A 24,001-nucleotide genomic window follows, 5' to 3' on the forward strand; every position below is an offset into this window, starting at 1 on the left:
TTACTTGCTGGGTTTAACGGTCACCGGCGCCTTGCCCTGCTTCATCTGTTCCAGCAACGGCGCACATTGATTCGGTTCGCCACCGCTCGGCGCCACCAGCGCCAGCAACCCCGCCGCCGGTGCGGCAATCACGCCCAATGCAACCATCCCCGCCCCACGCAGCATCAACGGTACGGCTTTGACGCCGGCATCCGGTTTGATGAACTTGCCGCGCACATACAGCGGCGAGCGCAGGGAGATCAGACGCCAGCCTTTCGACTCAGGGGTCACGGTCAGATCGAGTTGCTCGGTGGCCATGTTCGCCGTGCCATCGATGTAGATGATTGCGTTCTCGGTATCGAAGACAAACAGCCGTGTCGTGGCCAGGCCGGTCTTGATGTCGAAGTCCGCCGCCGCGCAATTGATCTTCACTTCCTTGTCGCCAAAGATCTTGCCGACCACGTAGTTGCCGACGTTGAGCCCGGCCAGTTCCATCAGCTCGCGGCTGATCGCACCGTCGTTGATCAGCATCTTCAGATTGCCGTTGGCGCCACCGAGCAGCTTGGCCACGGAGTTGCCCCGGCCACTGATGTCGGCATCGCCATTGAGCTCACCGAAACTGGTTTTCATCGGCTCGAAGGTCGGGAACAGCTCTTTGAGTTTGAATTTGCGTGCGGTCAAACGCGCCCGGCCTTCCAGCGGCTCGGTGCGGCCATTGAGGCGGATCAGCGCATCCAGGGTGCCGCCGGCGACGCCAAAGCGCAGCGGTTCCAGGCTGAGTTCGCCGTCGTTGAGTTTCAGATGGGTATAGAGGTCGTTGAACGGCAGCTTCTCGCTGTGGACGATGCGCTTGCCGGTGAACTCGACATCGGCGTCCATGGCACGCCAGCGATCGGTTTTGAATTCTTCGACCGGCAGGACTTTGTCTGCCGGCTGCTTGCTCGCGCCGCCACGGGCCTTTTGCTCGGTGTTGGAATCAGCGCCGATCAACGGTGCAAGGTCGGCGAACAGCAGCTGATTGGAGAGCAACGCACCCGTGAGTTTCGGCCGTGGCTGGCTGGCCACGTAGGTCAAGTCGCCGTGAATATCGCTGTCGCCGATCTTGCCGTTGAATTTTTCATAAGTGAATGTCGCCCCGGCCTCGTCATGCAGCCTGGCGATCAGGTGGCCGTCGGTGGAATACGGTGGGGTGTCCGGCAGCGTCACGCCGGTCAGCGGGTAGAGATTGCCGAGACTGTCGCCAGCGAGTTTCAAGCGCAGGTCGAGGGCGCCGAGATTCAGCGGGTCAGTCAGGGTACCGGCCAGTTCGATACGGGTATCGCCGATCTTCGCCTGGGCCTGCAACGGGAACGGCTTGCTCGCGTCCTGCAAGGCCAGCAACCCGCCGATCTTGCCCTGCCCGGTGAGGTTCTGCCCGTGATACTGGCCTTTGACCTTGAGCGCAAAGGCATAGTCCTGCGGTGCGCCGCCCTTGTCCTGAGCGGTTTTCGCCGCTTTGTCGCCAACGATCTCGCTGAAGGGAATCGGCTTGCCGAGCGGGTCGATCAGCACATCAAGGTTGGTCTTCAGGGTCTGGTCGTCGAGGGTCACGTGGCCCTTGTCGAAGCCGATCGCGCCGATATCGACCACCCAGCTCGACGGCTCGGCGTTCGGGTCCTTGGGATCGAATTTGAACGTCCAATTGGCGCGGCCATCGGCCAGACGTTGCAGTTCGGCATTCGGCTCGGTCAGGTCGATGCGCGGAATCACCACGCGCTGGGCCAGCAGGGCCAGCGGCGAAATGCGCAGCTCGACGCGTTTGAGCGTGACCATCTGCGGCTGCTTCGACCAGTCCGGGTTGCCCAGGCTCAGATCCTCGGCGACCACGTGCGGCCAAGGCACCCAAGAGCGCCAGCCGCCTTCTTCCGGCTCGCGCTGCCAGATCACTGCGAGGTTGCCATTGATGGCAAACGCCCGGTGCAGTTCTTCCGAAACTTTGGCGTTGATCGTGGGTTTGATCCGGTTCCAGTCGAAAAACGCGATGATCAGAATCAAGGCTGCCAGCAGCAGCGCGAGGATGGCGAAGGTCCAGCTGAAGATTTTTCCAGTGCGCGTCATGCACAAAGCTCCTGATCACGACCGCACGCCGAACATCCCGACGCACAGCTGAAACGGCAGACCGAAGCGGCCCCTATGCAGTCTGTGACTGGCGAAAGGCCCGCAGGTTTAATTGAAAGGCAGTTTAAGCCATAAAAAGCTTGGCAAAACTGACCGATCGGTCGAGCAGTGTTACCGCCACCCGCACTTTTGCGAGGCACGAGTGAGTCGAAAATACCCACGACGGTGCAAAACCGTCGCCCGCAAAGGCGCGATCTAGAGCCTTCGCGCCGAACAATCAATTCTGTTGATTATTACCATTGCGTTTATGAACTTTTATATCGACTTATCGAGAGTAGCATTGCCCTCGTACCCACTTTATCGCCCTCCCAAGGAGCCACTATCATGAAACGCCAATTACTGCTCAGCCTTACCCTGTCGATGCTAGCCAGCACTGCTTTCGCCCTGCCCGCTGCTGATCAGGCCACTCCGCAAGTCAAAGACAGCCACTCGGTGTTCAGCCAGACTCTGGCTGAAGACGGCTACGACAAAACCCCACAAGGCCAGACTCTGGCTGAAGACGGCTATGACAAAACCCCACAAGGTCAGACTCTGGCTGAAAACGGTCGCAACCGCCTCCAAGAAAAAGGTCTGGTTGAAGATGGCTATGACAAGACGCCACAAGGCCAGGCTGTAGCCGAAAACGGCCGCAATCGTCTCGAAGAAAAAGGCCTGGTGGAAGACGGCTACGACAAGACTCCACAAGGTCAAGCCCTCGCCGAAGGTGGTGGTGACCGTGTGATCGAACGCAACAGCGCCGTGAGCTGAGCCTATGACGGCCCAGCGAAAAAGCCCAATCAGCGGATTGGGCTTTTGACTTTTCAGCTTCTGTGAATCCCTCGCTGCATGACTCCCCGTTCGACGCCGACAAAGCCGATTTGCTAGAGTGCGGCGCTTGTCCTGCCGAAGAACACACCCTGCGATGCTGCCCCGCGCCGAACAGAAACAACAGACCCGCAACGCCCTGATGGACGCTGCCCGCCACCTGATGGAAAGCGGCCGAGGATTCGGCAGCCTGAGCCTGCGCGAAGTGAGCAAGACCGCCGGCATCGTGCCCACCGGTTTCTACCGGCACTTCGCCGATATGGACGAGTTGGGGCTGGTGCTGGTCAGTGAAGTCGGCCAGACCTTCCGCGAGACCATCCGCCTGGTGCGGCACAATGAATTCGTCATGGGCGGCATCATCGACGCTTCGGTGCGCATCTTCCTTGATGTGGTCAACGCCAACCGCTCGCAATTCCTGTTTCTCGCCCGCGAACAATACGGCGGCTCGCTGCCGGTGCGCCAGGCAATCGGACGCCTGCGGGAGAACATCAGCGCCGACCTCGCGGCGGACCTGGCGCTGATGCCCAAGCTGCAACATCTGGATCTGGCCGGCCTCAGCGTGATGGCCGACCTGATCGTCAAATCGGTGTTCGCCACCCTCCCCGACATCATCGACCCACCCGCCGAGGCCTTGCCGGAGCACCTGACCCCGCAGGCGAAGATCACCCAGCAACTGCGCTTCATCTTCATCGGCCTCAAGCACTGGCAAGGGCTGGGCAGTACCGAGTAATCCCTTCTCTATCTGACACAGCGCAAAGCCCCGTGGGAGCGAGCCTGCTCGCGAAAGCGCTGAGTCAGCTGAATACATCTGTCTGACACGGCGCATTCGCGAGCAGGCTCGCTCCCACATTGAACATCCGTCATGGCCTCGCTTTGGTGCATGACAAATCCTTCATGCACCAAAACCTTCCAGAATCGCCGCGCCTGTTGAAAGATCAGGCACGCGCCGACAGCTATTTCCTACAGATCGCCCGATTGGCGCGGCGCTTGCTCTAGCCCAATCAACGTTCATTGCTGGAAGCTTTCCGATGCTGGTGATTCATCGCAGAATCGACCCTCAACCCGCCTGGGCCGCCGAGCTGCACCTGACCTTCGAAGCGCGCAGCAAAAGCCGTTTGCGCTGTTTCAGTGCCGAAGGCGAAGACGTCGGGTTGTTTTTGGAGCGCGGCCAGCCACCGCTGTATGACGGCGAATGTCTGCAGGCCGAAGACGGCCGTGTCGTGCGCGTCTGCGCCCGTCCCGAACAACTGCTCCACGTCACGTGCGCCAATGCGTTCGAACTGACGCGCGCGGCCTATCACCTCGGCAACCGCCATGTCGCCCTGCAAGTCGGCGATGGCTGGCTGCGCCTGCTCGACGATTACGTGCTCAAAGCGATGCTCGAACAGCTCGGCGCCCGGGTCGAGGCTATCGAAGCGCCGTTCCAGCCGGAACACGGCGCTTACGGCGGCGGCCATCATCACTCCCGCCACGGCGATGAAGACTTCAACTACGCGCCGAAACTCCACCAGTTCGGCGTGCGCCTGTGAATCCGGCCTGGGCGCTGCTGCGTCTGGCCAGTCCGCAATTGCCGATTGGCGGCTACAGCTATTCCCAGGGTCTGGAAATGGCGGTGGATAACGGCCGGGTCCACAACCCTGACGCCGCCCGCCGCTGGATCAGCGATCAACTGCTGCTCAATCTCGCCCGCTTCGAAGCGCCGCTGCTGTTGGCGCATTGCCAAGCCGCAGCAGATGAAAACTGGGCCGAGCTACGACAACTCTGCGAGAGCCACCGCGCCAGTCGCGAAACCCGCGAGTTGCATCTGGAGAGCCGGCAGATGGGTTACTCCTTGCAGCAGTTGTTGAACGGCTTGCCGGAACTCGACGAGCCTGCCCGCGACTTTCTTGACCAGACCACAGAACCGCACCTGGCCTTGTGCTGGGCGCTGGCAGCACGCGCCTGGAGCATCAGCCCGCAGGACGCTCTTGCCGCGTGGCTGTGGAGCTGGCTGGAAAACCAGCTCGCCGTGTTGATGAAAACCCTGCCGTTGGGCCAGCAAGCCGCCCAGCGCCTGACCAGCGAACTGCTGCCGCTGCTGCAACAGGCGCAGCACGATGCAACCCGCATAAATCCCGAACATATCGGCAGCGCCGCGTTTGGCCTGTCCCTGGCGTGCATGGCCCACGAGCGCCAGTACAGCCGTCTCTTCCGCTCTTAGGGCTGTTTATTTTGGAGAATGAAATGGATACACAACCTCTGCGCGTCGGCATCGGCGGCCCGGTCGGTTCCGGCAAGACCGCGCTGACCCTGGCCCTGTGCCTGGCCCTGCGCGAGCGTTACAACCTCGCCGTGGTCACCAACGACATCTACACCCGCGAAGACGCCGATTTCCTGGTGCGCAACGAAGCCCTCGCGCCGGAGCGGATCATCGGCGTGGAAACCGGCGGCTGCCCGCACACGGCGATCCGTGAAGACGCCTCGATCAACCTCGAAGCGGTCGATCAACTGAACCGTCGTTTTCCCGGGCTGGATCTGATTCTGGTGGAGTCCGGCGGCGACAACCTCTCGGCGACCTTCAGCCCGGAGCTGTCCGACCTGACCATCTACGTGATCGACGTCTCCGCCGGCGACAAGCTGCCGCGCAAGGGCGGCCCGGGGATCTGCAAGTCCGACCTGCTGGTGATCAACAAGATCGACCTCGCGCCACTGGTGGGCGCCTCGCTGGAAATGATGGACAGCGACACGAAACGCATGCGCAACGGCAAGCCGTTCGTGTTCAGCAACCAGAAAACCGGTCAGGGCCTCGAAGAAATCATCGCCTTCATCGAACGTCAGGGCCTGCTGACCGCCGCCTGATCCACTTATCCACAAGGAAGCTTATCCATGACACTCAAACGCATTCTTGGCGCTCTGGCGTTGCTGCTGACACCGGCACTGGCGTTCGCTCACCCGGGCCATGGCGACAGTGGCCTCGTCGCGGGCATCAGCCACCCGATCGGCGGGCTCGACCACTTGCTGGCAATGCTCGCCGTCGGTTTGTGGGCGGCGCAGCAACAAGGCGCGGCGCGCTGGGCGCTGCCGTGCACTTTTGTCGGCACCATGTTGCTCGGAGGTTTGCTCGGTTTTGAAGGGCTGGAGTTGCCGGCGCTGGAGAGCGGGATAGCCGCCTCGGTATTGGCGCTGGGCCTGGCCGTGGCACTGGCGGTACGTCCGCCACTGGTGATGGCGGTGGCCGCGACGGCGCTGTTTGCGCTGTTCCATGGCGTGGCGCATGGGCTGGAGTTGCCGGACATGAGCAGTCCGTGGGCGTATGCGGCCGGGTTTGTCGCGGCGACAGCGGTTTTGCATGCGCTCGGTTATGGCGTGGTGCGAGTTCTTCCGCAGGCAGCGGCGCCGCTGGTGCGGTTGGCGGGTGCGGCTTCGGCGGCGACTGGCGTCTGGTTGTTGGCAGGCTGATTTTTAGCGCCTGCACTGGCCTCTTCGCGAGCAGGCTCGCTCCCACAGGTTTTGTGTACGCTGCAAATCCACTGTGGGAGTGAGCCTGCTCGCGAAGACGGCCTGACAGACACCGCCTCTCTCAAGCGGTGCTCTCTGCTACCATGTCGCGCAATCGCCCAAGCCCGTGACGCCCGCCCATGCCCCACGCTTCCCGCTCCACCGCCCTGCCCGAATTGACCGCCCTGTTTGGCCAAGTGCAGCAGCACTTCCTCGACGTGATCGTGCCGCTGTGGCAAGGCCCGGGCTGGAATGCCGACATGGCGTTGCCCTATGAGGCGCTGGACGCTACACACCAGCCGTTGCCAGCGCAACGCTATCGGGCGATGGCCTGCGCACGGCAGCTGTATCTGTTCTCCAGCCTGATCGGGGTTGTGGATAACGCCGAAGTCCGCGCCGCCGCGCTGTTCCGTTCCCTGCAACGGCACTTCCATGATGCCGAGCACGGCGGCTGGTTTTACAGCATCGACGCACAGGGCAAGCCGCTGGACCAGCGCAAGGATCTCTACACCCACGCCTTCATCCTCTTTGCCTGCGCGCATTATTGGGACAAGTCCCGGGATTCGCTGGCCGAATCGACACTCAACGCCGCGCTGGAAATCATCGGCCGCCGATTCGCCACCGGCGACGGTTTGTACGAAGCCTGCCTTGAGCGTGATTGGCTCACCCTGCAAACCGGCCCACTGCAAAATCCACTGATGCACTTGGCCGAAGCCTTCCTCGCCACTCTGACGGTGCGCGAAGACCCGCAGACGCAGAAGGCCCTGCTTGAGTTATGCACAGCCATGCACAAGCAATTCGTCGATCCGCAATATGGCGTATTGATGGAGAAGCCACTGGGGGCTGTGGATAACTGGTACGAACCGGGGCACCAGTTCGAATGGTATTTCCTGCTCGAATCGTCGGCGTTGTTGCGCGATTCGAAACTGCATCGGGCGCTGGATCGGGCATTTGCCTTTACCGAGCAGTACGGCGTGCTGGAGTCCTGCGGCGCGGTGCGGGCGATGCTCGATCTGGATGGCAATGGACGGCCGAGGGATTCGACCCAGCGCATCTGGGCTCAGGCCGAATACCTGCGCGCGCTGACCTTGCGGGCGGACAGCGAAGCGGTAGTACTGCGCCAGTTGCAGGCGTTGCAGCAGCGGTTTCTGCATGCCGGCGGCTGGCATGAGTGTCGGGATGAAAATGGGGAGGTCAGCCGCAAGGACATGCCTTCGACTACGCCTTATCATTTGGCGACTTGCTATCACGGTTTGGCTGAATATCTGCGTTGACCTGTGCAAAGCAGGATTTTGGGGCTAGAGGGTTACTGTGTTCTCAGCAGACATCCGGGTCAGATCAGGCAATCCACTTCTTGTCCCCGGTGAAGCTGATCGTCAGCCACCTCGCCGCATCCGGTTCACCCAACTGCGCCGATATCTGCTCACGTAGCGCGTCCAGCTGCGCGACATTGCGCAGCGGATACTCCGCCGGCAACACCACATGAATTTCGATGAACCGCGCCCGACCGTGCTTTTGCACGTAGGACACGTAATCCTCGAAACCATGCTTGACCTTCGCCACCTCCATGACCTGCCTGACCTGCTCATCCAGAGTGTCCGGGGCAATACCCAGCACATCACGCAACGCCGGGCCGAGGATCTTCAACGCCGGGGGCAGCATGGTCAGGGCCAGCACGATGAGGATCAGTGGGTCGACATACACCGCCCACTCGCCATAGCCCTGAGACTTGAGCAGCAGCGCCGCGAGGAAACTGATCAACAGGCCCACAGACAGCATCGCGTCCACCAGCCAACTGATGTTGTCGAACTGGATGAGGCTGGATTTGAGCGTGCGATTACGCCGGCGCACGTAAAAGAAGTAGGCGAACTCGACGACGGTAAACACCGCCGCATAGACGATCACCAGACCCAACTCGATATCACGACCACCATTGATGATGCCGAACACGCCGTTGAGAAAGGCGTAGATGGCGATCAACAGCAGGAAGCTGCCCTCGATCAGCAACACCATCGGTTCCAGATGCCAGAAGCCGAACTGGAAACGCTGATTGCTTTGCTTGGCGATCAGCCGGGCGGTGATCAGCATCAGGATTTTGATGAATGTCGCGATCAGCGAAAAAAAGCCATCGAACAGGATGGATTGCGAACCTGAAACAAAACCGGTGACGATCCCGGCAATCGACACCGCCAGCATCAGCAGCGTCGACTGTTTGAGCAGTGCCTGCTCACCTCGGTTACTCACTTGAACTCCTCATGAAACCTTGCACACCGCCGAATGCAGTGGGCTGGTTGAGTGCGGAGTTTAGCTTATCGTCCTGTTTTGCCTGTGCCGGCCTTTTCGCGAGCAGGCTCGCTCCCACAGTTTGAAATGCATTCTCCTGTGGGAGCAAGCCTGCTCGCGAATGGCCTCAGCGCGGTATCAAGCCTTGTTACGCTCGATGGCAAACCCGGCCCAGGTCTGGCTCACCGGCATCAGTTCCAGGCTGTTGATGTTGATGTGCGCCGGGGTGTTCATCACCCAGAAAATCGTCTCGGCGATGTCCTGCGGCTGGATCGGCTCGGCGCCGGCGTAGGTGGCGTTGTAGCGTTCCTGATCACCGGCAAAACGCACCAGCGAGAACTCGCTTTCGCACAAGCCGGGCTCGATATTGCTGACCCGCACGCCAGTGCCCTGCAGGTCGCAACGCAGGTTCAGCGAGAACTGTTTGACGAAGGCTTTGCTCGCGCCGTACACGTGGCTGCCCGGGTACGGATAGTTGCCGGCGATGGAACCGAGGTTGACGATACCGGCGCCACGGCCGTGGGCGATCAGCCGAGGCAGCAGCAGGCGGGTGGCGTACATCAGGCCTTTGACGTTGGTGTCGACCATGGTGTCCCAGTCATCCAGATCGCACTTCGGCGCCGGGTCGACGCCGAGCGCCAGGCCAGCGTTGTTGATCAGGCCACGGAGTTTGGCAAACGACGGCGGCAGGTTGGCGATTGCCTCCTCCATCGCCTTGCGATCGCGCACATCGAGGACCAGACCATGCACTTCGGTCTGCTTCGACAGTTCTGCGCAGAGGGCATTGAGGCGTTCTTCACGACGGCCGGTCAGGACCAGCTTCCAGCCAGCCTCGGCAAAACGCCGGGCACAGGCTTCACCAAAACCGGACGTCGCGCCGGTGATAAACAGGGTGTCGGACATCGTGTTCTCCTTGCTTCGGCCGCCACGGCAGCCCTTGGAATAGAAAATCAGCAGGCAGCATGCCCGCCCTCGCGGATACGGGCAACACTTGCCAGCTGTACAAAAATCAACCAGACCTGCCTAGGCCATAGCCAGCGTGGCCTGTAGCCATGTGCACGCATGTTATCCACAGTCTGCTCCACAGTTTCCGGGGGCAAGTGCAAACGCGCAAAGCCGCGCCACACAAGGCTTTGCGGGCGAAATGGAAAGTTTTTTGCTTGACCGTGAGGCGGGGGATGTGCGGCACAGGGCATTTTGCACGACGGACGGTGCAACCGGGTGATTGCGCGAGGCCAGCAATTACGGCGCTCCGCGAGGTCTTTCCAGAGTTTAGTCACAGACTTATCCACAGGCTTTTACACACAACAGTACCCGACCTGGATTCGCTATAAAAAGGTTGACAATGGCGCCTCGCGCCTGCTTGAAACTGACTGATCAAAAAACAATCACAAGCCTGGAGGCCACGTATTACAAGGCCTGCAACCATATACACCCATGTTATTCACAGCCAGTTCCACAGTAACCGGGGACAAGTCAAAACTGTGGAAAAACAGCCATTTGCAGCGTCTATATGTCGCGCTTTGGCAGCTTGGGGAATTTGTTTTCCACAATTTCGGGAATTAGCCAATTTACCTGTGGTGAATTCCAAAAAATAAAAAAGCCCCGGGACTTTCGTCGCCGGGGCTGTGTACAACCGCGAGAAGAATCAGTGCCCGCCAAGATAGGCGTTACGCACCTCCTCGTTCACCAACAGTTCTTTACCGGTGCCGGTCAGGCGAATCTCGCCGTTGACCATCACATACGCCCGGTCCGACAGCTTCAGCGCATGGTTGGCGTTCTGCTCGACCAGAAAGATGGTCATGCCGGTTTTGGCCAACTCGCGCAGAGTGGCAAAAATCTGCTTCACCACGATCGGTGCCAGGCCCAGGCTCGGTTCATCGAGCAGCAACAGCTTCGGCCGGCTCATCAGCGCACGCGCGATGGCGAGCATCTGCTGTTCACCGCCAGACATGGTCATCGCCCGCTGATTGCGCCGTTCTTCAAGCCGTGGAAACAGCTCGAACATGCGCTGCATGTCCTCTTTGGCGTACTTGTCGCCAATCGGGATGGTACCCATCAGCAGGTTTTCCTCGACGGTCATGTCGGGGAAAACCCGCCGCCCTTCCGGTGACTGCGCGATGCCGTTGGAGGCGATGTAGTGCGAGGACTTCTGCGTGATGTCGACGCCCTGATAGAGAATCTGCCCGCCCGCCGCCCGTGGCTGGCCGAAGATCGACATCAGCAAGGTCGACTTGCCGGCACCGTTGGAGCCGATCAGGCTGACGGTCTCGCCTTCGTTGATTTGCAGTGAAACGCCTTTGAGCGCCTGGATCGGGCCGTAGAACACGTCCAGATTGCGCAGTTCGAGGATCGGTTGACTCATACCAGCTCCTCTTCGTCGGCGCCCAGATAGGCCGCGATCACTTTCGGATCGTTGCGGATCGCTTCCGGCCCGCCTTCGGCGATGACGATGCCGTGGTCGAGAACCACGATGTGATCGGAAATGCTCATGACCATGCCCATGTCGTGTTCGATCAGCACCACGGTCAGATCATGCTCGTCGCGCAGCAGCCGGATCATCGCGCTGAGCGCTTCGGTTTCCTGAGGGTTGAGGCCGGCGGCCGGTTCGTCGAGGCAGATGATCTGCGGCCGCGTGCACATGGCCCGAGCGATCTCCAGACGGCGTTGTTGGCCGTACGAGAGTTCACCGGCGAGACGGTTGGCGCAGTCCACCAGATCGACCACTTCGAGCCAGTAGAACGCGACATCCAGCGCATCGCTCTCGGCCTTGCGATAGCCCTTGGTATTGAGAATACCGGCGAGCATGTTGCGGTTGACCCACATGTGCTGCGCCACCAGCAGGTTTTCCAGCACCGACATTTCCTTGAACAGGCGAATGTTCTGGAACGTACGGGCAAGACCTGCACGGTTCACCAGGTGAGTACCGCCGAACATCTTGTAGTACATGCGGCTGAGGAAGGATTTCGGCGAGACGAAATCGGTCGGTTTGAACGACTCGCCCAGCAACTGGATGACGTTGGTCTGCTGGCCGCGCACGTTGAGTTCGATCTTGCCGCCCGTGGCCTTGTAGAAACCGGTCAGGCAGTTGAACACCGTGGTCTTGCCGGCACCATTGGGTCCGATCAGGGCGAAGATCGAATTGCGTTTGACCTTCAGGCTGACATCGCTCAACGCCTTGATGCCACCGAAATGCATCATGAGTTTTTCAACAGAGAGTACGACTTCACTCATGGCGCAGTCCTCTCGTAGTGAATGGCACCTTTGCGTGGTTTGACCCCGGTGCGGCTGATGCGGATCAGCCCGCGTGGTCGCCAGATCATCATCAACACCATCAGGATGCCGAACAGCAGCACGCGGTATTCAGCGAAGCCGCGCAGCAGTTCCGGAGCGACGGTGAGCACGAATGCGGCGATGACTACGCCAATGGTCGAGCCCATGCCGCCGAGCACGACGATGGCGAGGATCAGCGCCGATTCGAAGAAGGTGAACGAGGTCGGGTTGACGAAGCCTTGATAAGTGGCGAAGAACACCCCGGCCAGACCCGCCGTCGACGCACCGATGGTGAACGCCGAGAGCTTGACCAGCACGTGGTTGAGGCCCATCGAGCGGCAGGCGATTTCATCTTCACGCAGGGCTTCCCAGGCGCGACCGACCGGCATCTTCACCAGCCGATGCTTGACGTACAACACCGCCAGCACCACCAGGAACAGCACTGCGTAGATGAAGTAATACTTCACGTCGGGGTTGTAGGTCAGACCGAAGAACTCATGGAACGGTACTCCGCCATCCTTCGCCCGCTTGCCGAACTCCAGGCCGAAGAACGTCGGCAATGGCGCCGGCATGCCGTTCGGGCCGCCGGTCAGGGACAGCCAGTTGTTCAGCACCAGACGAATGATTTCACCAAAACCCAGGGTCACGATCGCCAGATAGTCACCGTGCAGACGCAACACCGGAAAACCGAGAATGCAGCCGGCCAGGCCTGCGGTGATTGCCGCCAGCGGCAGCACGGTCCAGAAACCCAGACCCAGATATTGATAACCCAAAGCCAGACCGTAGGCACCGATGGCGTAGAACGCCACGTAACCGAGATCGAGCAGCCCGGCCAGACCGACCACGATGTTCAGCCCCAGCCCCAGCAGCACGTAGATCAACCCGAGGATGACCACGCCGAGCAGGTAGGAGTTGGAAACAAACGGCACGATGATCGCCAGCACGATAATCAGCGGGATGATCCAGCGCAGCCGCGATTTGTAGTCCGCCGGCAGCACGTGCACGCCGGAACCGCTGCTCTCGAACCCGTCGAGGATCTTCAGGCCCTTGGGGGTTTGCAGGAACAGGCTGAGGGCAAAGCGACCGGCCATGACGATGGCAATGATCCACGCCACGCGAGTCGCCTCGAGGTTGAAGCTGTAGCCGTCGAGAACCACGCCGACAATCGGCCCGAACACGATCAGCGCAATCAGGCCGGCAAGAATCGCCTCGACCAGACTTTTTTTGATATCGATGGATTTTTCAGTGGTTGCAGACATCGCTTACACCTTCGACACAAGAGGACGGCCCAACAGGCCCTGCGGCCGGAAGACCAGTACGAGGACGAGCAGCGAGAAACTGAACACGTCTTTGTAGTCGGAGTTGACCAGACCGGAGAACAGCGACTCGGAGATGCCAAGGATGATCCCGCCGAGCATCGCGCCGGGCAGTGAACCGATGCCGCCCAGAACCGCTGCGGTGAACGCCTTGATGCCGATGATGAAGCCGGCATAGAAGTCGAACGTGCCGTAGTTCATGGTGATCAGCACACCGGCCAGTGCGGCCATGGCTGCACCGATGATGAACACATAGGAAATCACCCGGTCGGTGTTGATCCCCAGGATCGAGGCCATCTTGCGGTCTTGCTGGGTCGCACGGCACATGCGGCCGAGCTTGGTGTATTTGATGACGTAGGTCAGCAGCCCCATGCCGACAAACGCGGCGATCAGGATGAAGACTTTGGTGTAGGTCAGTTGTACGAAGCCGGTACCGACTTCAACACGCCAGGCACCGGTCAGCAGCGTAGGCACGCCCTGTTGTTTGGCGCCCTGAGCGATCTGTGCGTAGTTCTGCAGAATCAGCGAAATACCGATAGCGCTGATCAGCGGCGCCAGGCGGGTCGAGTTACGCAGGGGTTTGTAGGCAACACGCTCGATGACCCAGCCATACACCGCCGTGACGACGATGGTGAAGATCAGCGTGCCGAGCATCAGCAGCGGGAAGGATTCGATACCGAAGTAAGCCAGCAGAGCCAGACTGATTGCCGCCAGGTAAGCGGAAATCATGTAAACCTCGCCGTGGGCGAAGTTGATCATGCCGATGATGCCGTAGACCATTGTGTAGCCGATGGCGATCAGGCCATAGACCGACCCGAGGGTCAGGCCATTGACCAGTTGCTGCAGGAAAATACCATCCATAACGCAATCTCACGCAGTGAGAACCTGCGCACCAAGGGTGCGCGGTTCTTCTAGGAAAAATACAGATGTACGTCGGAGCAATGTCGGAGCGTGATCAGCCCTGACCACACGGAACCCCTTTGTGGGAGCGAGCCTGCTCGCGAAAGCGGTTGAACATTCAACGCAGAGGTTGTTTGTCAGTGCGTCTTCGCGAGCAGGCTCGCTCCCACAGGGTTTCAAGTGAGCCGAGTGATCGCTTCACCCCTTACTTCTGCTTTTCCAGCTGGTGGTATTTGCCGTCCTTGTCCCACTGGTAAACCACGTAGTCGGAGACTTTCAGGTCGCCCTTGGAGTCCCAGGTTTTTTCGCCCATCACGGTTTTCACCGGATTTTTCTTCAGCCAGGCCGCAGCCTCTTCACCCTTGTTGGACTTGGCGCCATTGAACGCTGCCGCCAGGGTCTGAACCGAGGCGTAGGCGTACAGGGTGTAGCCTTCAGGCTCGGTGCCGGCCTTGCGGAACGCGTCCACTACGGTCTTGCTTTCAGGCAACAGGCGCGGGTCGGCGCCGAAGGTCATCAGCACGCCGTCGGTGAATTGCGGGCCGCCAGCGGTGGTCACCAGCTCGTCGGTCACGATGCCGTCATCGGACATGAACTTGACGTCTTTCAGACCCTGCTCGCGCAGCTGGCGAACCAATGGACCGGCTTCCGGATGCAGGCCGCCGAAATAGACGACATCGGCGCCGGCGCCACGGATCTTGGTGACGATGGTGCTGAAGTCTTTCTCGCCACGGGTCAGGCCTTCGTACAGCACAGGCTTGACGCCGCGTTTTTCCAGCTGAGCCTTGGTGGCGTCCGCCAGGCCTTGGCCGTAGGTGTCCTTGTCGTGCAGCACAACGACTTTCTTGCCCTTGAGCATGTCGACGATGTAGTCGCCGGCAACGATGCCTTGCTGGTCGTCACGTCCGCACATACGGAACATGGCGCTGAGGCCGCGTTCGGTAACTTGCGGGTTGGTCGAGCCCGGGGTGATCGCGATGATGCCGGCTTCGTCGTAGATTTCCGAGGCTGGAATGGTCGACGAGGAGCAGAAGTGCCCGACCACGCCGGCGACTTTCTGATTGGTGAGGTCCTTGGCGACCGTCACTGCCTGCTTCGGTTCGCAGGCGTCATCGCCTTTGACCAGGACGATTTTTTCCCCGTTGACGCCGCCCGCCGCGTTGACCGCATCGGCCGCCGCCTGTGCACCCTTCATGTACTGCTCGCCGAATGCCGCGTTGGCACCGGTCATAGGACCCGCTACACCGATCTTGATATCAGCTTGAGCAAACGCAGAAACACCCAGCGCAGTAGCGACTGCGAGGGCCAGAAAGCCTTTCTTGTAAAACGTCTGGGACATGAGGTGGTGCTCCAAGGTTTTTTTTAGTTGGCACTGCGACTTCACTTCACTCAAAGCTCAGAGCAAGGCCCGTGCCATCGGTTTTTTATTCTTCAAAAAGTCGCTGCGTTGTTGTTATTTCGACTGTTTCGGTCCCATTTTCATTGGGCGTGCAACCGTCTAAACCGCGGAAGGTGAAACCATTTGTTTTTTCAGGCGCAACCCGCACGCGCCATCATTGCAACCGCAGCGGCAAACGACGTGCAACCAGCCTGTAACAGCCCGCGTCACCGAACTGCACACTGCTGGTGCGGGACTGCTACAACCCGCACCATTACAGGCTAGTCGCTGGATGCAAAAGCGCCGCTTGCGGCAACAAATTTCAACACTCAAATGACGATGCGCAGGCACTGGCCCGCGTGATACAGGGAAAACCCGGCCTCGTACAGGCAACTGCGCAAGCCCACTCCGGCCAGAGGCTGCATCGGTGCGAAGGGAATCGGCAGTGCCTGCGGATCGCCGTTGCACAGGTAATCGGCGAAGGCTTTGCCGACCACCGTGCCGGTGGTGACGCCGCGACCGTTATAACCGGTGACGGCTACCAGTCCGGGCGCGGGCTCGAACAGCCGCATCAGGTGATCAGGGGTAAAGGCAATGCGCCCGGTCCAGGTGCATTCCCACTCGACCGGCTTCAGATTGGGGAAGTAATGCTGCTGCACCCGATCAGCCCAGGCCTTGAGAAACCAGGTCGGTTTCTGATTGCCATTGCCGAGGCTGCCAAGCAACAGGCGCCCGTCCTTGTCGCGACGGATGCTGCTCAATACCTGACGGGTGTCCCACGAGCCCTGCCCGCCCGGGAGAATTTCTTGCGCAGCGTCTTCGGTAAGTGGCACCGAGGCGACCTGGTAGTAATAACCGGGAAAGAAATTGCGCTTGAGCTCGGTCCAGTCGCCTTCGGTATAGGCATTGGAGGCGATGACCACTTGTTCAGCGAGTACCGAACCTTGGGCGGTTTGCACCGACCAGTTCTGCCCGATGCGCTCGAGGCGAGTCACCGGCGAATGATCGAACATCTGCCCGCCGAGCCCGCGCACGGCATTGGCCAGCCCGGTGACATAGGCCATCGGATTGAGCGTGCCGGCGCGGCGGTCAAGCAACGCGGCGGCGATTTTCTGCGTGCCGGTGGCTTGCTCGCAGGCCTTGCCGGTCAGCAGTTCGACCGGCGCGCCACGACGTTTCCATTGCTGCTCGCGACTGCGCAGATCCGCCTCGCCCTTGGCGTTATGCGCCATGTGCAAAGTGCCTTCGCGGCGCAACTGGCAATCGATGGCGTATTTATCCACAAGGCTGAACACCAGCGCCGGCGCCGCACCGAGCATGCGGTTGAGCTGACTGCCGACCGCCTCGCCGAACCCGGCTTCGATCTCGTCCGGAGGAATCCACATGCCGGCGTTGACCAGCCCGACATTGCGTCCGGAGCCACCGTGCCCTGCGCGATGCGCTTCCAGCACGCAGACGCTTTTACCTTTTTCCAACAGATGCAGCGCCGCCGACAACCCGGTGAACCCGGCGCCGATCACGCAGACATCGACCTTGACCTCGCCCCTGAGCGCGGTGTTATCCGGGCGTTGTGGCGTGAGCGTTTCCCACAGACATTCTTCGCGTAACAGCATTGCCAAGCTCCTGTCGGAGCAGCTGCAAGCCACAAGCTACAAGCTGCAAGCCGGTCTGCTTGACGCTTGTAGCTTGAAGCTTGTAGCTGCTTAATCGAATGTAATGCCCTGCGCCAAAGGCAATTCCAGCGAGTAGTTGACGGTGTTGGTCTGCCGGCGCATGTACGCGCGCCAGGCATCGGAGCCGGATTCACGGCCGCCGCCGGTCTCTTTCTCGCCACCAAATGCACCGCCGATTTCCGCACCGCTCGGGCCGATGTTGACGTTGGCGATGCCGCAGTCGCTGCCGACCGCCGACATGAACCGCTCGGCCTCACGCACGTCGGTGGTGAAGATGCACGATGACAGGCCTTGCGGCACGGCGTTGTTCAGGCGCAGCGCTTCCTCGAAATCGCTGTAGCCGACCACGTAGAGAATCGGCGCGAAGGTTTCGCTGCAGACCACGTCGCTCTGCTCGGGCATTTCCACGATGGCCGGCGACACGTAATAAGCATTGGGGAACTGCTCTTCCAGTTGGCGCTTGCCACCGAACACCCGGCCGCCTTCGCTCAGCGCCTGTTCCAGTGCATCCTGCATGTTTTCGAAGCTGTGCTTGTCGATCAGCGGGCCGACCAGATTGCCTTCCAGCGGATGGCCGATGCGTACTTTCGAATAGGCAGCCTTGAGGCGAGTGACGATTTCTTCCTTGACCGATTCATGGGCGATCAGACGGCGCAAAGTCGTGCAGCGTTGCCCGGCGGTGCCGACGGCACTGAACAGAATCGCGCGCACTGCCATGTCCAGATCGGCGCTCGGGCCGAGGATCATCGCGTTGTTGCCGCCCAGCTCAAGAATGCTGCGGGCGAAACGCGCGGCGACTTTCGGCGCCACTTCGCGGCCCATGCGCGTGCTGCCGGTGGCGCTGATCAGCGCGACACGCGGATCATCGACCAGCGCTTCGCCGGCATCGCGACCGCCGATCACCACCTGGCACAGGCTCGGTGGGGCATCACTGAAATTTTTCACTACGCGATCGAACAGCGCCTGACAGGCCAGCGCGGTCAGCGGAGTTTTCTCCGACGGCTTCCACACCACCGGGTTGCCGCAGACCAGCGCCAGGGTGGAGTTCCACGCCCACACTGCGACCGGGAAGTTGAACGCGCTGATCACCCCGACCACGCCAAGCGGATGCCAGGTTTCGCGCATGTGGTGGCCCGGGCGCTCGGAGGCGATGGTCAGACCGTACAGCTGGCGCGACAGGCCGACGGCGAAGTCGCAGATGTCGATCATCTCCTGCACTTCACCCAGACCTTCCTGAGTGATCTTGCCGGCCTCCCACGATACCAGCTCGCCAAGGTCGGCCTTGTACTCGCGCAACACTTCGCCGAACTGGCGCACCAGTTCGCCGCGACGCGGCGCCGGCACCTTGCGCCAATGCTCGAATGCATGATCTGCGCGACTGATGTGCTGCTCGACTTCGGCAGCGCCTTCCCAGTTCACCGAGGCAATTACGCTGCCATCGATGGGCGAATGCACCGGCACTTTGCCGTTCTGGTACAGGGTCGGGTTGACTCCCAGACGATCAAGCAATGCGGCTACCATCGGTCTCTCCTCAAGCAAAAACAGAATGTGTGCGGCCATCCTTTGCATGGCCGGGCAGGCCTTTAGTTGTAGCCTCACTGCGGCGATGCAACAAACGACCTTTACGCCAGATATCATTCCGTTTATTCATGCTGCCTAGCGAAAGACAAGAAAAAGGACTGGCCATGCTGAACAAACGCCACTTGCCCTCGATCACCGCGCTGCAATGCTTCGAGGCCGTGACCCGGCACCTGAGTTTTACCCGCGCCGCCGAAGAGCTGAACCTGACCCAGAGTGCGGTGAGCAAACAGGTCGCGCAGCTTGAAGAACTGTTGCAGCACTTGCTGTTCCGCCGCGTGCGTCGGCGCTTGCAGATGACGCCGGCCGGGGATTTGTATCTGGTCGAGGTCAGAAAAATCCTCAGCCAAGTGGAGATGTCGACGCATTACCTGCGTTCCTACGGCGGCGAAACCGAAGTCCTGCGCGTTTCCACCCCGTCGACCTTCGGCGCCCGTTGGCTGGTGCCGCGCCTGAAAGGCTGGCGCCTGCGCCATCCGTCGATTCATCTGGACCTGTGCAACGAGCAGGAAGCCGATGATCTGTTACAGGGGCGCAGCGATCTGGCCTTCTATTTCGGCCAGGCATCGCGGCCGGGCACCGAATGCCTGAAATTGTTCGGCGAACAACTGGTGCCGGTCTGCGCCCCGGGCAGCCTGCCGGACACGCCATTCACTGACCCGACGCAACTCACCGACCTGGTGCTGCTGCAAAATGCCTCGCGACCGCAGGCCTGGCACGACTGGTTCGACAGTCAGGGCTACCACACCGAACACAGCTACCACGGGCCGCGTTTCGAAACCTTTTACATGTGCATCCGCGCCGCCCAGGTCGGTTGTGGCGTGGCGCTGCTGCCACGGTTTCTGGTGGAAGAGGAATTGGCCGAAGGCAAACTGGTCATTCCCTGGCAGCATGCGATGCCCAGCAGCGATGCCTATTACCTGGCCTACCCGGAGCACGCGGCGGAAGTGCCGAAGGTGCGGGATTTTGTGAAATGGATGCTTGAACAAATCGATAGCCCGCTGTGAGGTCAACCGGGATCCCTGTGGGAGCGAGCCTCCTCGCGAAAGCGTCGGGTCAGCCACATCATCTTTAACTGACACACCGCATTCGCGAGCAGGCTCGCTCCCACAGTGGATCTGCGGCGCTCTGAAAAAATGCTGGCAATCCCCACCGCCGATATGCGCCACTAGCGCCATCGATATAGACCGCGCCAGGCGCGGCGCAACTGGAGACCCGTTTATGAGCGAGAGTGTGTTTGCCGATCGCATCGTGCAGAACCTGCTCGACACCGACTTCTACAAGCTGACGATGATGCAGGCGGTGCTGCACAACTACCCGAACGTCGAAGTCGAATGGGAGTTCCGCTGCCGCAACGCTGAGGATCTGCGCCCGTATCTGGCCGAGATCCGTCATCAGATCGAGCGACTGGCCGAGCTGAGCCTGAGTGCCGATCAGTTGAGTTTTCTCGAGCGCATCACCTTCCTGAAACCGGACTTCCTGCGTTTCCTGGGTCTGTTCCGCTTCAACCTGCGTTACTTGCATACCGGCATCGAGAACGGAGAACTGTTCATCCGTCTGCGCGGGCCATGGCTGCATGTGATCCTCTACGAAGTGCCGCTGCTGGCGATCGTCAGCGAAGTGCGCAATCGCTATCGCTACCGGGAGACTTCGCTGGAGCAGGCACGCGAACAGCTGTATCGCAAGTTCGACTGGCTGACCGCCAATGCCTCGGCCGATGAGCTGTCGCAATTGCAGGTTGCCGATTTCGGCACGCGTCGACGCTTTTCCTTTGGCGTGCAGGCCGAAGTGGTCAACGTGCTCAAGCATGATTTCCCCGGGCGTTTCGTCGGTACCAGCAACGTACATCTGTCCCGCGAGCTGGACATGAAACCGCTGGGCACCATGGCCCACGAGTGGATCATGGCCCATCAGCAACTCGGCCCGCGCCTGATCGACAGCCAGATCGCCGCGCTCGATTGCTGGGTTCGCGAGTACCGTGGCCTGCTCGGCATTGCCCTCACCGATTGCATCACCACCGATGCGTTTCTTGGCGATTTCGATCTGTTCTTCGCCAAACTCTTCGATGGCCTGCGCCACGATTCCGGGGACCCGGTGGCGTGGGGTGAAAAGTGCATCGCGCACTATCACAAGCTCGGCATCGACCCGATGAGCAAGACCCTGGTGTTTTCCGACAGTCTGACCCTGCCCAAATCGCTGGAGATTTTCCGCGCGCTGCACGGTCGCATCAATGTGAGCTTCGGCATCGGTACCAACCTCACCTGCGATATCCCGGGTGTCGAACCGATGAGCATCGTGCTTAAAATGACCGCCTGCAACGGCCAGCCGGTGGCGAAGATCTCCGACGAGCCTGGCAAGACCCACTGCAAAGATCCGAATTTCGTCGCCTATTTGCGACATGTGTTTCAGGTTCCTGCCGAATCCAGTCTATCTAGCAAGGAGTGAATTCATGCAAGCCGTACAGCGTGAGATTGCTGAGCAGCTCAAGGTGCAACCACCGTTCGCCGACGACCAGGCCCTGCAGGCCGAAGTCGCCCGGCGCCTGACGTTCATTCAGGATTGTCTGGTCAATTCCGGGCTCAAGACCCTGGTGCTGGGCATCAGCGGCGGCGTCGATTCACTGACCGCCGGCCTCCTGGCCCAGCGCGCGGTGCGTGAACTGCGCGAAAAAACCGGCGACGACCGCTACAAATTCATCGCCGTGCGCCTGCCCTACGAAACCCAGTTTGACGAGCACGACGCCAAGGCCTCGCTCGACTGCATCGCCCCTGACGAAATCCACACCGTGAACATCGGCCCGGCGGTCAAGGCGCTGGCAGCTCAGGTGTCGGCGTTCGAAGGCAAACCGGCGGCGTCGGTCGACTTCGTGCTGGGCAATACCAAGGCGCGGATGCGCATGGTGGCGCAGTACACGATTGCCGGGGTGGCGGGCGGTCTGGTGATTGGCACCGACCACGCGGCGGAAGCGGTGATGGGTTTCTTCACCAAGTTCGGCGATGGCGCCTGCGACCTCGCCCCGCTCAGCGGCCTGGTGAAAAATCAAGTGCGTGCGATTGCCCGCAGCTTTGGCGCGCCGGAGACGCTGGTCGAGAAAGTGCCGACGGCAGACCTGGAAGATCTTTCGCCGGGCAAACCGGACGAAGCAGCGCATGGCGTGACCTATGCCGAGATCGATGCGTTTCTGCACGGGGAAACGGTGCGTGACGAGGCGGCGAAGATCATTGTCGATACGTACAACAAGACTCATCACAAGCGGGTCATGCCGTTTGCGCCTTGATTTTTCAAAGGCATGAAAAAGCCCGCTGAGGAGTGAGCCTCAGCGGGCTTTTTCTTTGGCCATCAGTCTTTCGGTGAAGCGGATGGCCTCTTCGCGAGCAGGCTCGCTCCCACATTGGCCCTGATTACTTGACGACGACGGTGCCTTTCATCATCGAGATGTGCCCAGGGAACGAGCAGAAGAAGCCGTAGCCACCGTCAGCCACCTTGGCCACATCGAAGGTCACCGAGTCGGTTTCCTTGGCGCCGATGATCTTGGTGTGGGCGATGATGCGGGCATCACCTTCCGGCAGGTAATTCTTGTCGATACCGGCGGCCAGGCCAGCGGTAGCGATTGGCTGCATGTCAGCTTCTTTGCTGATCACCAGGTTATGGCCCATGACGGTCTTCGGCAGGTTGCCGGAGTGGGTCAGTTCGACGGTGAAGGTCTTGCAGCTCTTGTCGATCACGATTTCCTTGGTGTTGAAGGACATCTGATCGGTGGAATCAACGGTGGTTTTGCACTCGGCAGCCATCAATTGGCTGCTGGCCAGCGCCAGCAGGGATACCGCAACAACTTTGGAAAACATGGTGAATCTCCAAGGCAGGGTTAACAAAAACACTAGTGGTGGAAAGACTGCCTGAAATCATCGCAAGTTCATATGACTTGAGTCAAAAATTGTATACAACTTTCAGGCTATGACACTCATCGACACAATCTAACGGCCATTTCGTTGGCCCAGGCCTATGATCGGCCCACCTACTGAAACGGAGTGCCAGTCATGTTCTTTAACGGTCTGTTGTGCAGCTTGCTCGCCGCCTACGCCTGTGGCGCCAGCGGTACTTTTGAATCACCTGAACGCGAAGTCTAGTCCTTGGAGCGCAGCGTGCCAGCCGTTACCCTGTGCGACTGATCGACTCAGGAGTAACGCATGTCGCTGAAATCCGTTTGTGTGTTTTGCGGTGCCAATGCCGGTACCGTGCCGGCCTACACTGAAGCTGCCGTGGCCCTTGGCCGGGCATTGGCCGAGCGAAATCTGACGCTGGTCTACGGCGGCGGCGCGGTCGGCTTGATGGGCATTGTGGCTGATGCCGCGCTGGCCGCTGGCGGCGTAGTGATCGGCATCATTCCGCAAAGCCTGATGGACAAGGAGATCGGCCACAAAAGCCTGACGCGCCTGGAAGTGGTCAACGGCATGCATGCGCGCAAGGCGCGGATGGCCGAACTCAGCGATGCATTCATCGCCCTGCCCGGCGGCCTTGGCACGCTGGAAGAGCTGTTCGAAGTCTGGACCTGGGGCCAGCTCGGCTATCACGGCAAGCCTTTGGGGCTGCTGGAAGTGAACGGTTTCTACAGCAAACTCACGGCTTTTCTCGATCATATCGTCGGCGAAGGCTTCGTTCGCGCGCCACACCGTGACATGCTGCAAGTGAGCGAATCGCCAGATTCCCTGCTCGACGCCCTCGATCAGTGGCAGCCGACCGTCACGCCCAAGTGGGTCGACCAAAAACCCGGTTAACCCCCGGACACCGATACAGGGCAGAATACGCGCCGCTCAACCTCACCTTCGACCCCAGAGGATCGCCCATGGCCAAACCCAATTACTCCTTCGCCAAACGTCAACGAGACCTGGCAAAGGAACAGAAGAAAGAGGAAAAGCTTCAGCGCAAGAAGCAAACCGCTGAAGAAGCGGCACTGAACCCTGACGGTGAAGTGGCGACCGATGATGATGTTGATGCATCCGATGCACCGAAAGATCAGACGCCCGACGCCTGAGCCCCACCGGGTTTGATGATCGAATCAGACCCTGCGGATTTGTGACGGGGCTGGCAGTTTTGCTGCCGGCCCTCACAGCCCTTCGTTCCCTGACACACCAAAATCCCTGTGGGAGCGAGCCTGCTCGCGAAAGCGGTGTATCTGTTACAAA

Annotated in this window: 23 protein-coding genes; 12 read left to right on the plus strand and 11 right to left on the minus strand. The window is 60.3% G+C overall.

Features of this window, described 5'->3' with window-relative positions; translation table 11 throughout:
• Complete coding sequence (locus D8U82_RS20505) at positions 1 to 2,076, minus strand: AsmA family protein (protein ID WP_130902859.1); 2,076 nt, start codon at positions 2,074 to 2,076, stop codon at positions 1 to 3.
• Between the two features lie 384 nt (positions 2,077 to 2,460).
• Here D8U82_RS20505 and D8U82_RS20510 point away from each other — a divergent pair, with 384 nt between their 5' ends.
• The 7 genes from D8U82_RS20510 (at position 2,461) to D8U82_RS20540 (ending at position 7,691) form a co-directional block, all read left to right on the plus strand.
• Positions 2,461 to 2,883 carry a hypothetical protein gene (locus D8U82_RS20510; RefSeq protein ID WP_016771905.1) on the plus strand — a complete coding sequence of 141 codons (423 nt, stop codon included), beginning with the start codon at positions 2,461 to 2,463 and terminating at the stop codon, positions 2,881 to 2,883.
• A 154-nt stretch (positions 2,884 to 3,037) separates the two neighbouring features.
• Positions 3,038 to 3,670, plus strand: coding sequence for a TetR family transcriptional regulator (locus D8U82_RS20515; RefSeq protein WP_016771906.1), 633 nt, complete (start codon positions 3,038 to 3,040; stop codon positions 3,668 to 3,670).
• A gap of 298 nt (positions 3,671 to 3,968) precedes the next feature.
• On the plus strand, positions 3,969 to 4,469 hold the full coding sequence (gene ureE / locus D8U82_RS20520; protein ID WP_122699778.1) for an urease accessory protein UreE: 501 nt from the start codon (positions 3,969 to 3,971) through the stop codon (positions 4,467 to 4,469).
• On the plus strand, positions 4,466 to 5,140 hold the full coding sequence (locus tag D8U82_RS20525) for an urease accessory protein UreF (RefSeq protein WP_125926257.1): 675 nt from the start codon (positions 4,466 to 4,468) through the stop codon (positions 5,138 to 5,140). The genes ureE and D8U82_RS20525 overlap by 4 nt, the downstream gene beginning before the upstream one ends.
• Positions 5,141 to 5,163: 23 nt before the next feature.
• Positions 5,164 to 5,778, plus strand: a complete 615-nt coding sequence (ureG, locus tag D8U82_RS20530; RefSeq protein WP_016771910.1) for an urease accessory protein UreG — start codon at positions 5,164 to 5,166, stop codon at positions 5,776 to 5,778.
• A 27-nt stretch (positions 5,779 to 5,805) separates the two neighbouring features.
• The gene (locus D8U82_RS20535) at positions 5,806 to 6,378 is read left to right on the plus strand and encodes a HupE/UreJ family protein (RefSeq protein WP_016771911.1); all 573 of its coding nucleotides are present in this window, start codon (positions 5,806 to 5,808) and stop codon (positions 6,376 to 6,378) included.
• Positions 6,379 to 6,557: 179 nt separating this feature from the next.
• Entirely contained in the window at positions 6,558 to 7,691 is a 1,134-nt protein-coding gene (locus D8U82_RS20540) for an AGE family epimerase/isomerase (protein WP_125926258.1), read from the plus strand.
• Positions 7,692 to 7,755: 64 nt separating this feature from the next.
• Here the strand turns inward: D8U82_RS20540 and D8U82_RS20545 are convergent, their stop codons facing one another.
• The 9 genes from D8U82_RS20545 to D8U82_RS20585 all read right to left on the minus strand — a co-directional run bounded on the left by D8U82_RS20545 (position 7,756) and on the right by D8U82_RS20585 (position 18,761).
• Positions 7,756 to 8,661 (minus strand): cation diffusion facilitator family transporter, encoded by a 906-nt coding sequence (locus tag D8U82_RS20545; RefSeq protein ID WP_130902860.1) that lies wholly within the window; start codon positions 8,659 to 8,661, stop codon positions 7,756 to 7,758.
• Between the two features lie 177 nt (positions 8,662 to 8,838).
• On the minus strand, positions 8,839 to 9,603 hold the full coding sequence (locus D8U82_RS20550) for an SDR family oxidoreductase (protein WP_016771914.1): 765 nt from the start codon (positions 9,601 to 9,603) through the stop codon (positions 8,839 to 8,841).
• Positions 9,604 to 10,348: 745 nt separating this feature from the next.
• Positions 10,349 to 11,065, minus strand: a complete 717-nt coding sequence (locus tag D8U82_RS20555; RefSeq protein WP_016771915.1) for an ABC transporter ATP-binding protein — start codon at positions 11,063 to 11,065, stop codon at positions 10,349 to 10,351.
• Positions 11,062 to 11,934 (minus strand): ATP-binding cassette domain-containing protein, encoded by an 873-nt coding sequence (locus D8U82_RS20560; protein ID WP_016771916.1) that lies wholly within the window; start codon positions 11,932 to 11,934, stop codon positions 11,062 to 11,064. Before D8U82_RS20560 ends, D8U82_RS20555 begins: the two co-directional genes overlap by 4 nt.
• Positions 11,931 to 13,232 (minus strand): high-affinity branched-chain amino acid ABC transporter permease LivM, encoded by a 1,302-nt coding sequence (gene livM / locus D8U82_RS20565; RefSeq protein WP_016771917.1) that lies wholly within the window; start codon positions 13,230 to 13,232, stop codon positions 11,931 to 11,933. The genes D8U82_RS20560 and livM overlap by 4 nt, the downstream gene beginning before the upstream one ends.
• A gap of 3 nt (positions 13,233 to 13,235) precedes the next feature.
• A complete protein-coding gene (locus D8U82_RS20570) occupies positions 13,236 to 14,150 on the minus strand; it encodes a branched-chain amino acid ABC transporter permease (RefSeq protein WP_016771918.1) in 915 nt (304 codons plus the stop codon).
• Between the two features lie 244 nt (positions 14,151 to 14,394).
• Entirely contained in the window at positions 14,395 to 15,528 is a 1,134-nt protein-coding gene (locus tag D8U82_RS20575) for an ABC transporter substrate-binding protein (RefSeq protein ID WP_016771919.1), read from the minus strand.
• 368 nt (positions 15,529 to 15,896) lie between these two features.
• Positions 15,897 to 17,180 (minus strand): FAD-binding oxidoreductase, encoded by a 1,284-nt coding sequence (locus tag D8U82_RS20580; RefSeq protein WP_130902861.1) that lies wholly within the window; start codon positions 17,178 to 17,180, stop codon positions 15,897 to 15,899.
• Between the two features lie 90 nt (positions 17,181 to 17,270).
• The gene (locus tag D8U82_RS20585) at positions 17,271 to 18,761 is read right to left on the minus strand and encodes an aldehyde dehydrogenase family protein (protein WP_130902862.1); all 1,491 of its coding nucleotides are present in this window, start codon (positions 18,759 to 18,761) and stop codon (positions 17,271 to 17,273) included.
• Positions 18,762 to 18,925: 164 nt separating this feature from the next.
• On the opposite strand from D8U82_RS20585, the gene D8U82_RS20590 reads away from it, so the two are divergent.
• The 3 genes from D8U82_RS20590 (at position 18,926) to nadE (ending at position 22,095) form a co-directional block, all read left to right on the plus strand.
• Positions 18,926 to 19,825, plus strand: coding sequence for a LysR family transcriptional regulator (locus tag D8U82_RS20590; RefSeq protein ID WP_130902863.1), 900 nt, complete (start codon positions 18,926 to 18,928; stop codon positions 19,823 to 19,825).
• A 214-nt stretch (positions 19,826 to 20,039) separates the two neighbouring features.
• Positions 20,040 to 21,263, plus strand: a complete 1,224-nt coding sequence (gene pncB, locus D8U82_RS20595; protein ID WP_042608959.1) for a nicotinate phosphoribosyltransferase — start codon at positions 20,040 to 20,042, stop codon at positions 21,261 to 21,263.
• 4 nt (positions 21,264 to 21,267) lie between these two features.
• The gene (gene nadE, locus D8U82_RS20600; protein WP_016771924.1) at positions 21,268 to 22,095 is read left to right on the plus strand and encodes an ammonia-dependent NAD(+) synthetase; all 828 of its coding nucleotides are present in this window, start codon (positions 21,268 to 21,270) and stop codon (positions 22,093 to 22,095) included.
• 124 nt (positions 22,096 to 22,219) lie between these two features.
• Here the strand turns inward: nadE and azu are convergent, their stop codons facing one another.
• Positions 22,220 to 22,663, minus strand: coding sequence for an azurin (azu, locus tag D8U82_RS20605; protein WP_130902864.1), 444 nt, complete (start codon positions 22,661 to 22,663; stop codon positions 22,220 to 22,222).
• A gap of 342 nt (positions 22,664 to 23,005) precedes the next feature.
• On the opposite strand from azu, the gene D8U82_RS20610 reads away from it, so the two are divergent.
• Positions 23,006 to 23,593 carry a TIGR00730 family Rossman fold protein gene (locus tag D8U82_RS20610; protein ID WP_130902865.1) on the plus strand — a complete coding sequence of 196 codons (588 nt, stop codon included), beginning with the start codon at positions 23,006 to 23,008 and terminating at the stop codon, positions 23,591 to 23,593.
• 68 nt (positions 23,594 to 23,661) lie between these two features.
• A complete protein-coding gene (locus D8U82_RS20615) occupies positions 23,662 to 23,850 on the plus strand; it encodes a hypothetical protein (RefSeq protein WP_016771927.1) in 189 nt (62 codons plus the stop codon).
• Positions 23,851 to 24,001 lie beyond the last annotated feature (151 nt).

The organism is Pseudomonas sp. Sample_23 (genome assembly GCF_004307595.1).
Taxonomy (GTDB): Bacteria; Pseudomonadota; Gammaproteobacteria; order Pseudomonadales; family Pseudomonadaceae; genus Aquipseudomonas; species Aquipseudomonas atacamensis.

Coding starts and splice junctions, on each gene's coding strand:
- D8U82_RS20505 (WP_130902859.1), bottom strand. CDS start 2,076: ATGACGCGCACTGGAAAAATCTTCAGCTGGACCTTCGCCATCCTCGCG.
- D8U82_RS20510 (WP_016771905.1), top strand. CDS start 2,461: ATGAAACGCCAATTACTGCTCAGCCTTACCCTGTCGATGCTAGCCAGC.
- D8U82_RS20515 (WP_016771906.1), top strand. CDS start 3,038: ATGCTGCCCCGCGCCGAACAGAAACAACAGACCCGCAACGCCCTGATG.
- ureE (WP_122699778.1), top strand. CDS start 3,969: ATGCTGGTGATTCATCGCAGAATCGACCCTCAACCCGCCTGGGCCGCC.
- ureG (WP_016771910.1), top strand. CDS start 5,164: ATGGATACACAACCTCTGCGCGTCGGCATCGGCGGCCCGGTCGGTTCC.
- D8U82_RS20535 (WP_016771911.1), top strand. CDS start 5,806: ATGACACTCAAACGCATTCTTGGCGCTCTGGCGTTGCTGCTGACACCG.
- D8U82_RS20540 (WP_125926258.1), top strand. CDS start 6,558: ATGCCCCACGCTTCCCGCTCCACCGCCCTGCCCGAATTGACCGCCCTG.
- D8U82_RS20550 (WP_016771914.1), bottom strand. CDS start 9,603: ATGTCCGACACCCTGTTTATCACCGGCGCGACGTCCGGTTTTGGTGAA.
- D8U82_RS20555 (WP_016771915.1), bottom strand. CDS start 11,065: ATGAGTCAACCGATCCTCGAACTGCGCAATCTGGACGTGTTCTACGGC.
- D8U82_RS20560 (WP_016771916.1), bottom strand. CDS start 11,934: ATGAGTGAAGTCGTACTCTCTGTTGAAAAACTCATGATGCATTTCGGT.
- livM (WP_016771917.1), bottom strand. CDS start 13,232: ATGTCTGCAACCACTGAAAAATCCATCGATATCAAAAAAAGTCTGGTC.
- D8U82_RS20570 (WP_016771918.1), bottom strand. CDS start 14,150: ATGGATGGTATTTTCCTGCAGCAACTGGTCAATGGCCTGACCCTCGGG.
- D8U82_RS20575 (WP_016771919.1), bottom strand. CDS start 15,528: ATGTCCCAGACGTTTTACAAGAAAGGCTTTCTGGCCCTCGCAGTCGCT.
- D8U82_RS20580 (WP_130902861.1), bottom strand. CDS start 17,180: ATGCTGTTACGCGAAGAATGTCTGTGGGAAACGCTCACGCCACAACGC.
- D8U82_RS20585 (WP_130902862.1), bottom strand. CDS start 18,761: ATGGTAGCCGCATTGCTTGATCGTCTGGGAGTCAACCCGACCCTGTAC.
- D8U82_RS20590 (WP_130902863.1), top strand. CDS start 18,926: ATGCTGAACAAACGCCACTTGCCCTCGATCACCGCGCTGCAATGCTTC.
- pncB (WP_042608959.1), top strand. CDS start 20,040: ATGAGCGAGAGTGTGTTTGCCGATCGCATCGTGCAGAACCTGCTCGAC.
- nadE (WP_016771924.1), top strand. CDS start 21,268: ATGCAAGCCGTACAGCGTGAGATTGCTGAGCAGCTCAAGGTGCAACCA.
- azu (WP_130902864.1), bottom strand. CDS start 22,663: ATGTTTTCCAAAGTTGTTGCGGTATCCCTGCTGGCGCTGGCCAGCAGC.
- D8U82_RS20610 (WP_130902865.1), top strand. CDS start 23,006: ATGTCGCTGAAATCCGTTTGTGTGTTTTGCGGTGCCAATGCCGGTACC.
- D8U82_RS20615 (WP_016771927.1), top strand. CDS start 23,662: ATGGCCAAACCCAATTACTCCTTCGCCAAACGTCAACGAGACCTGGCA.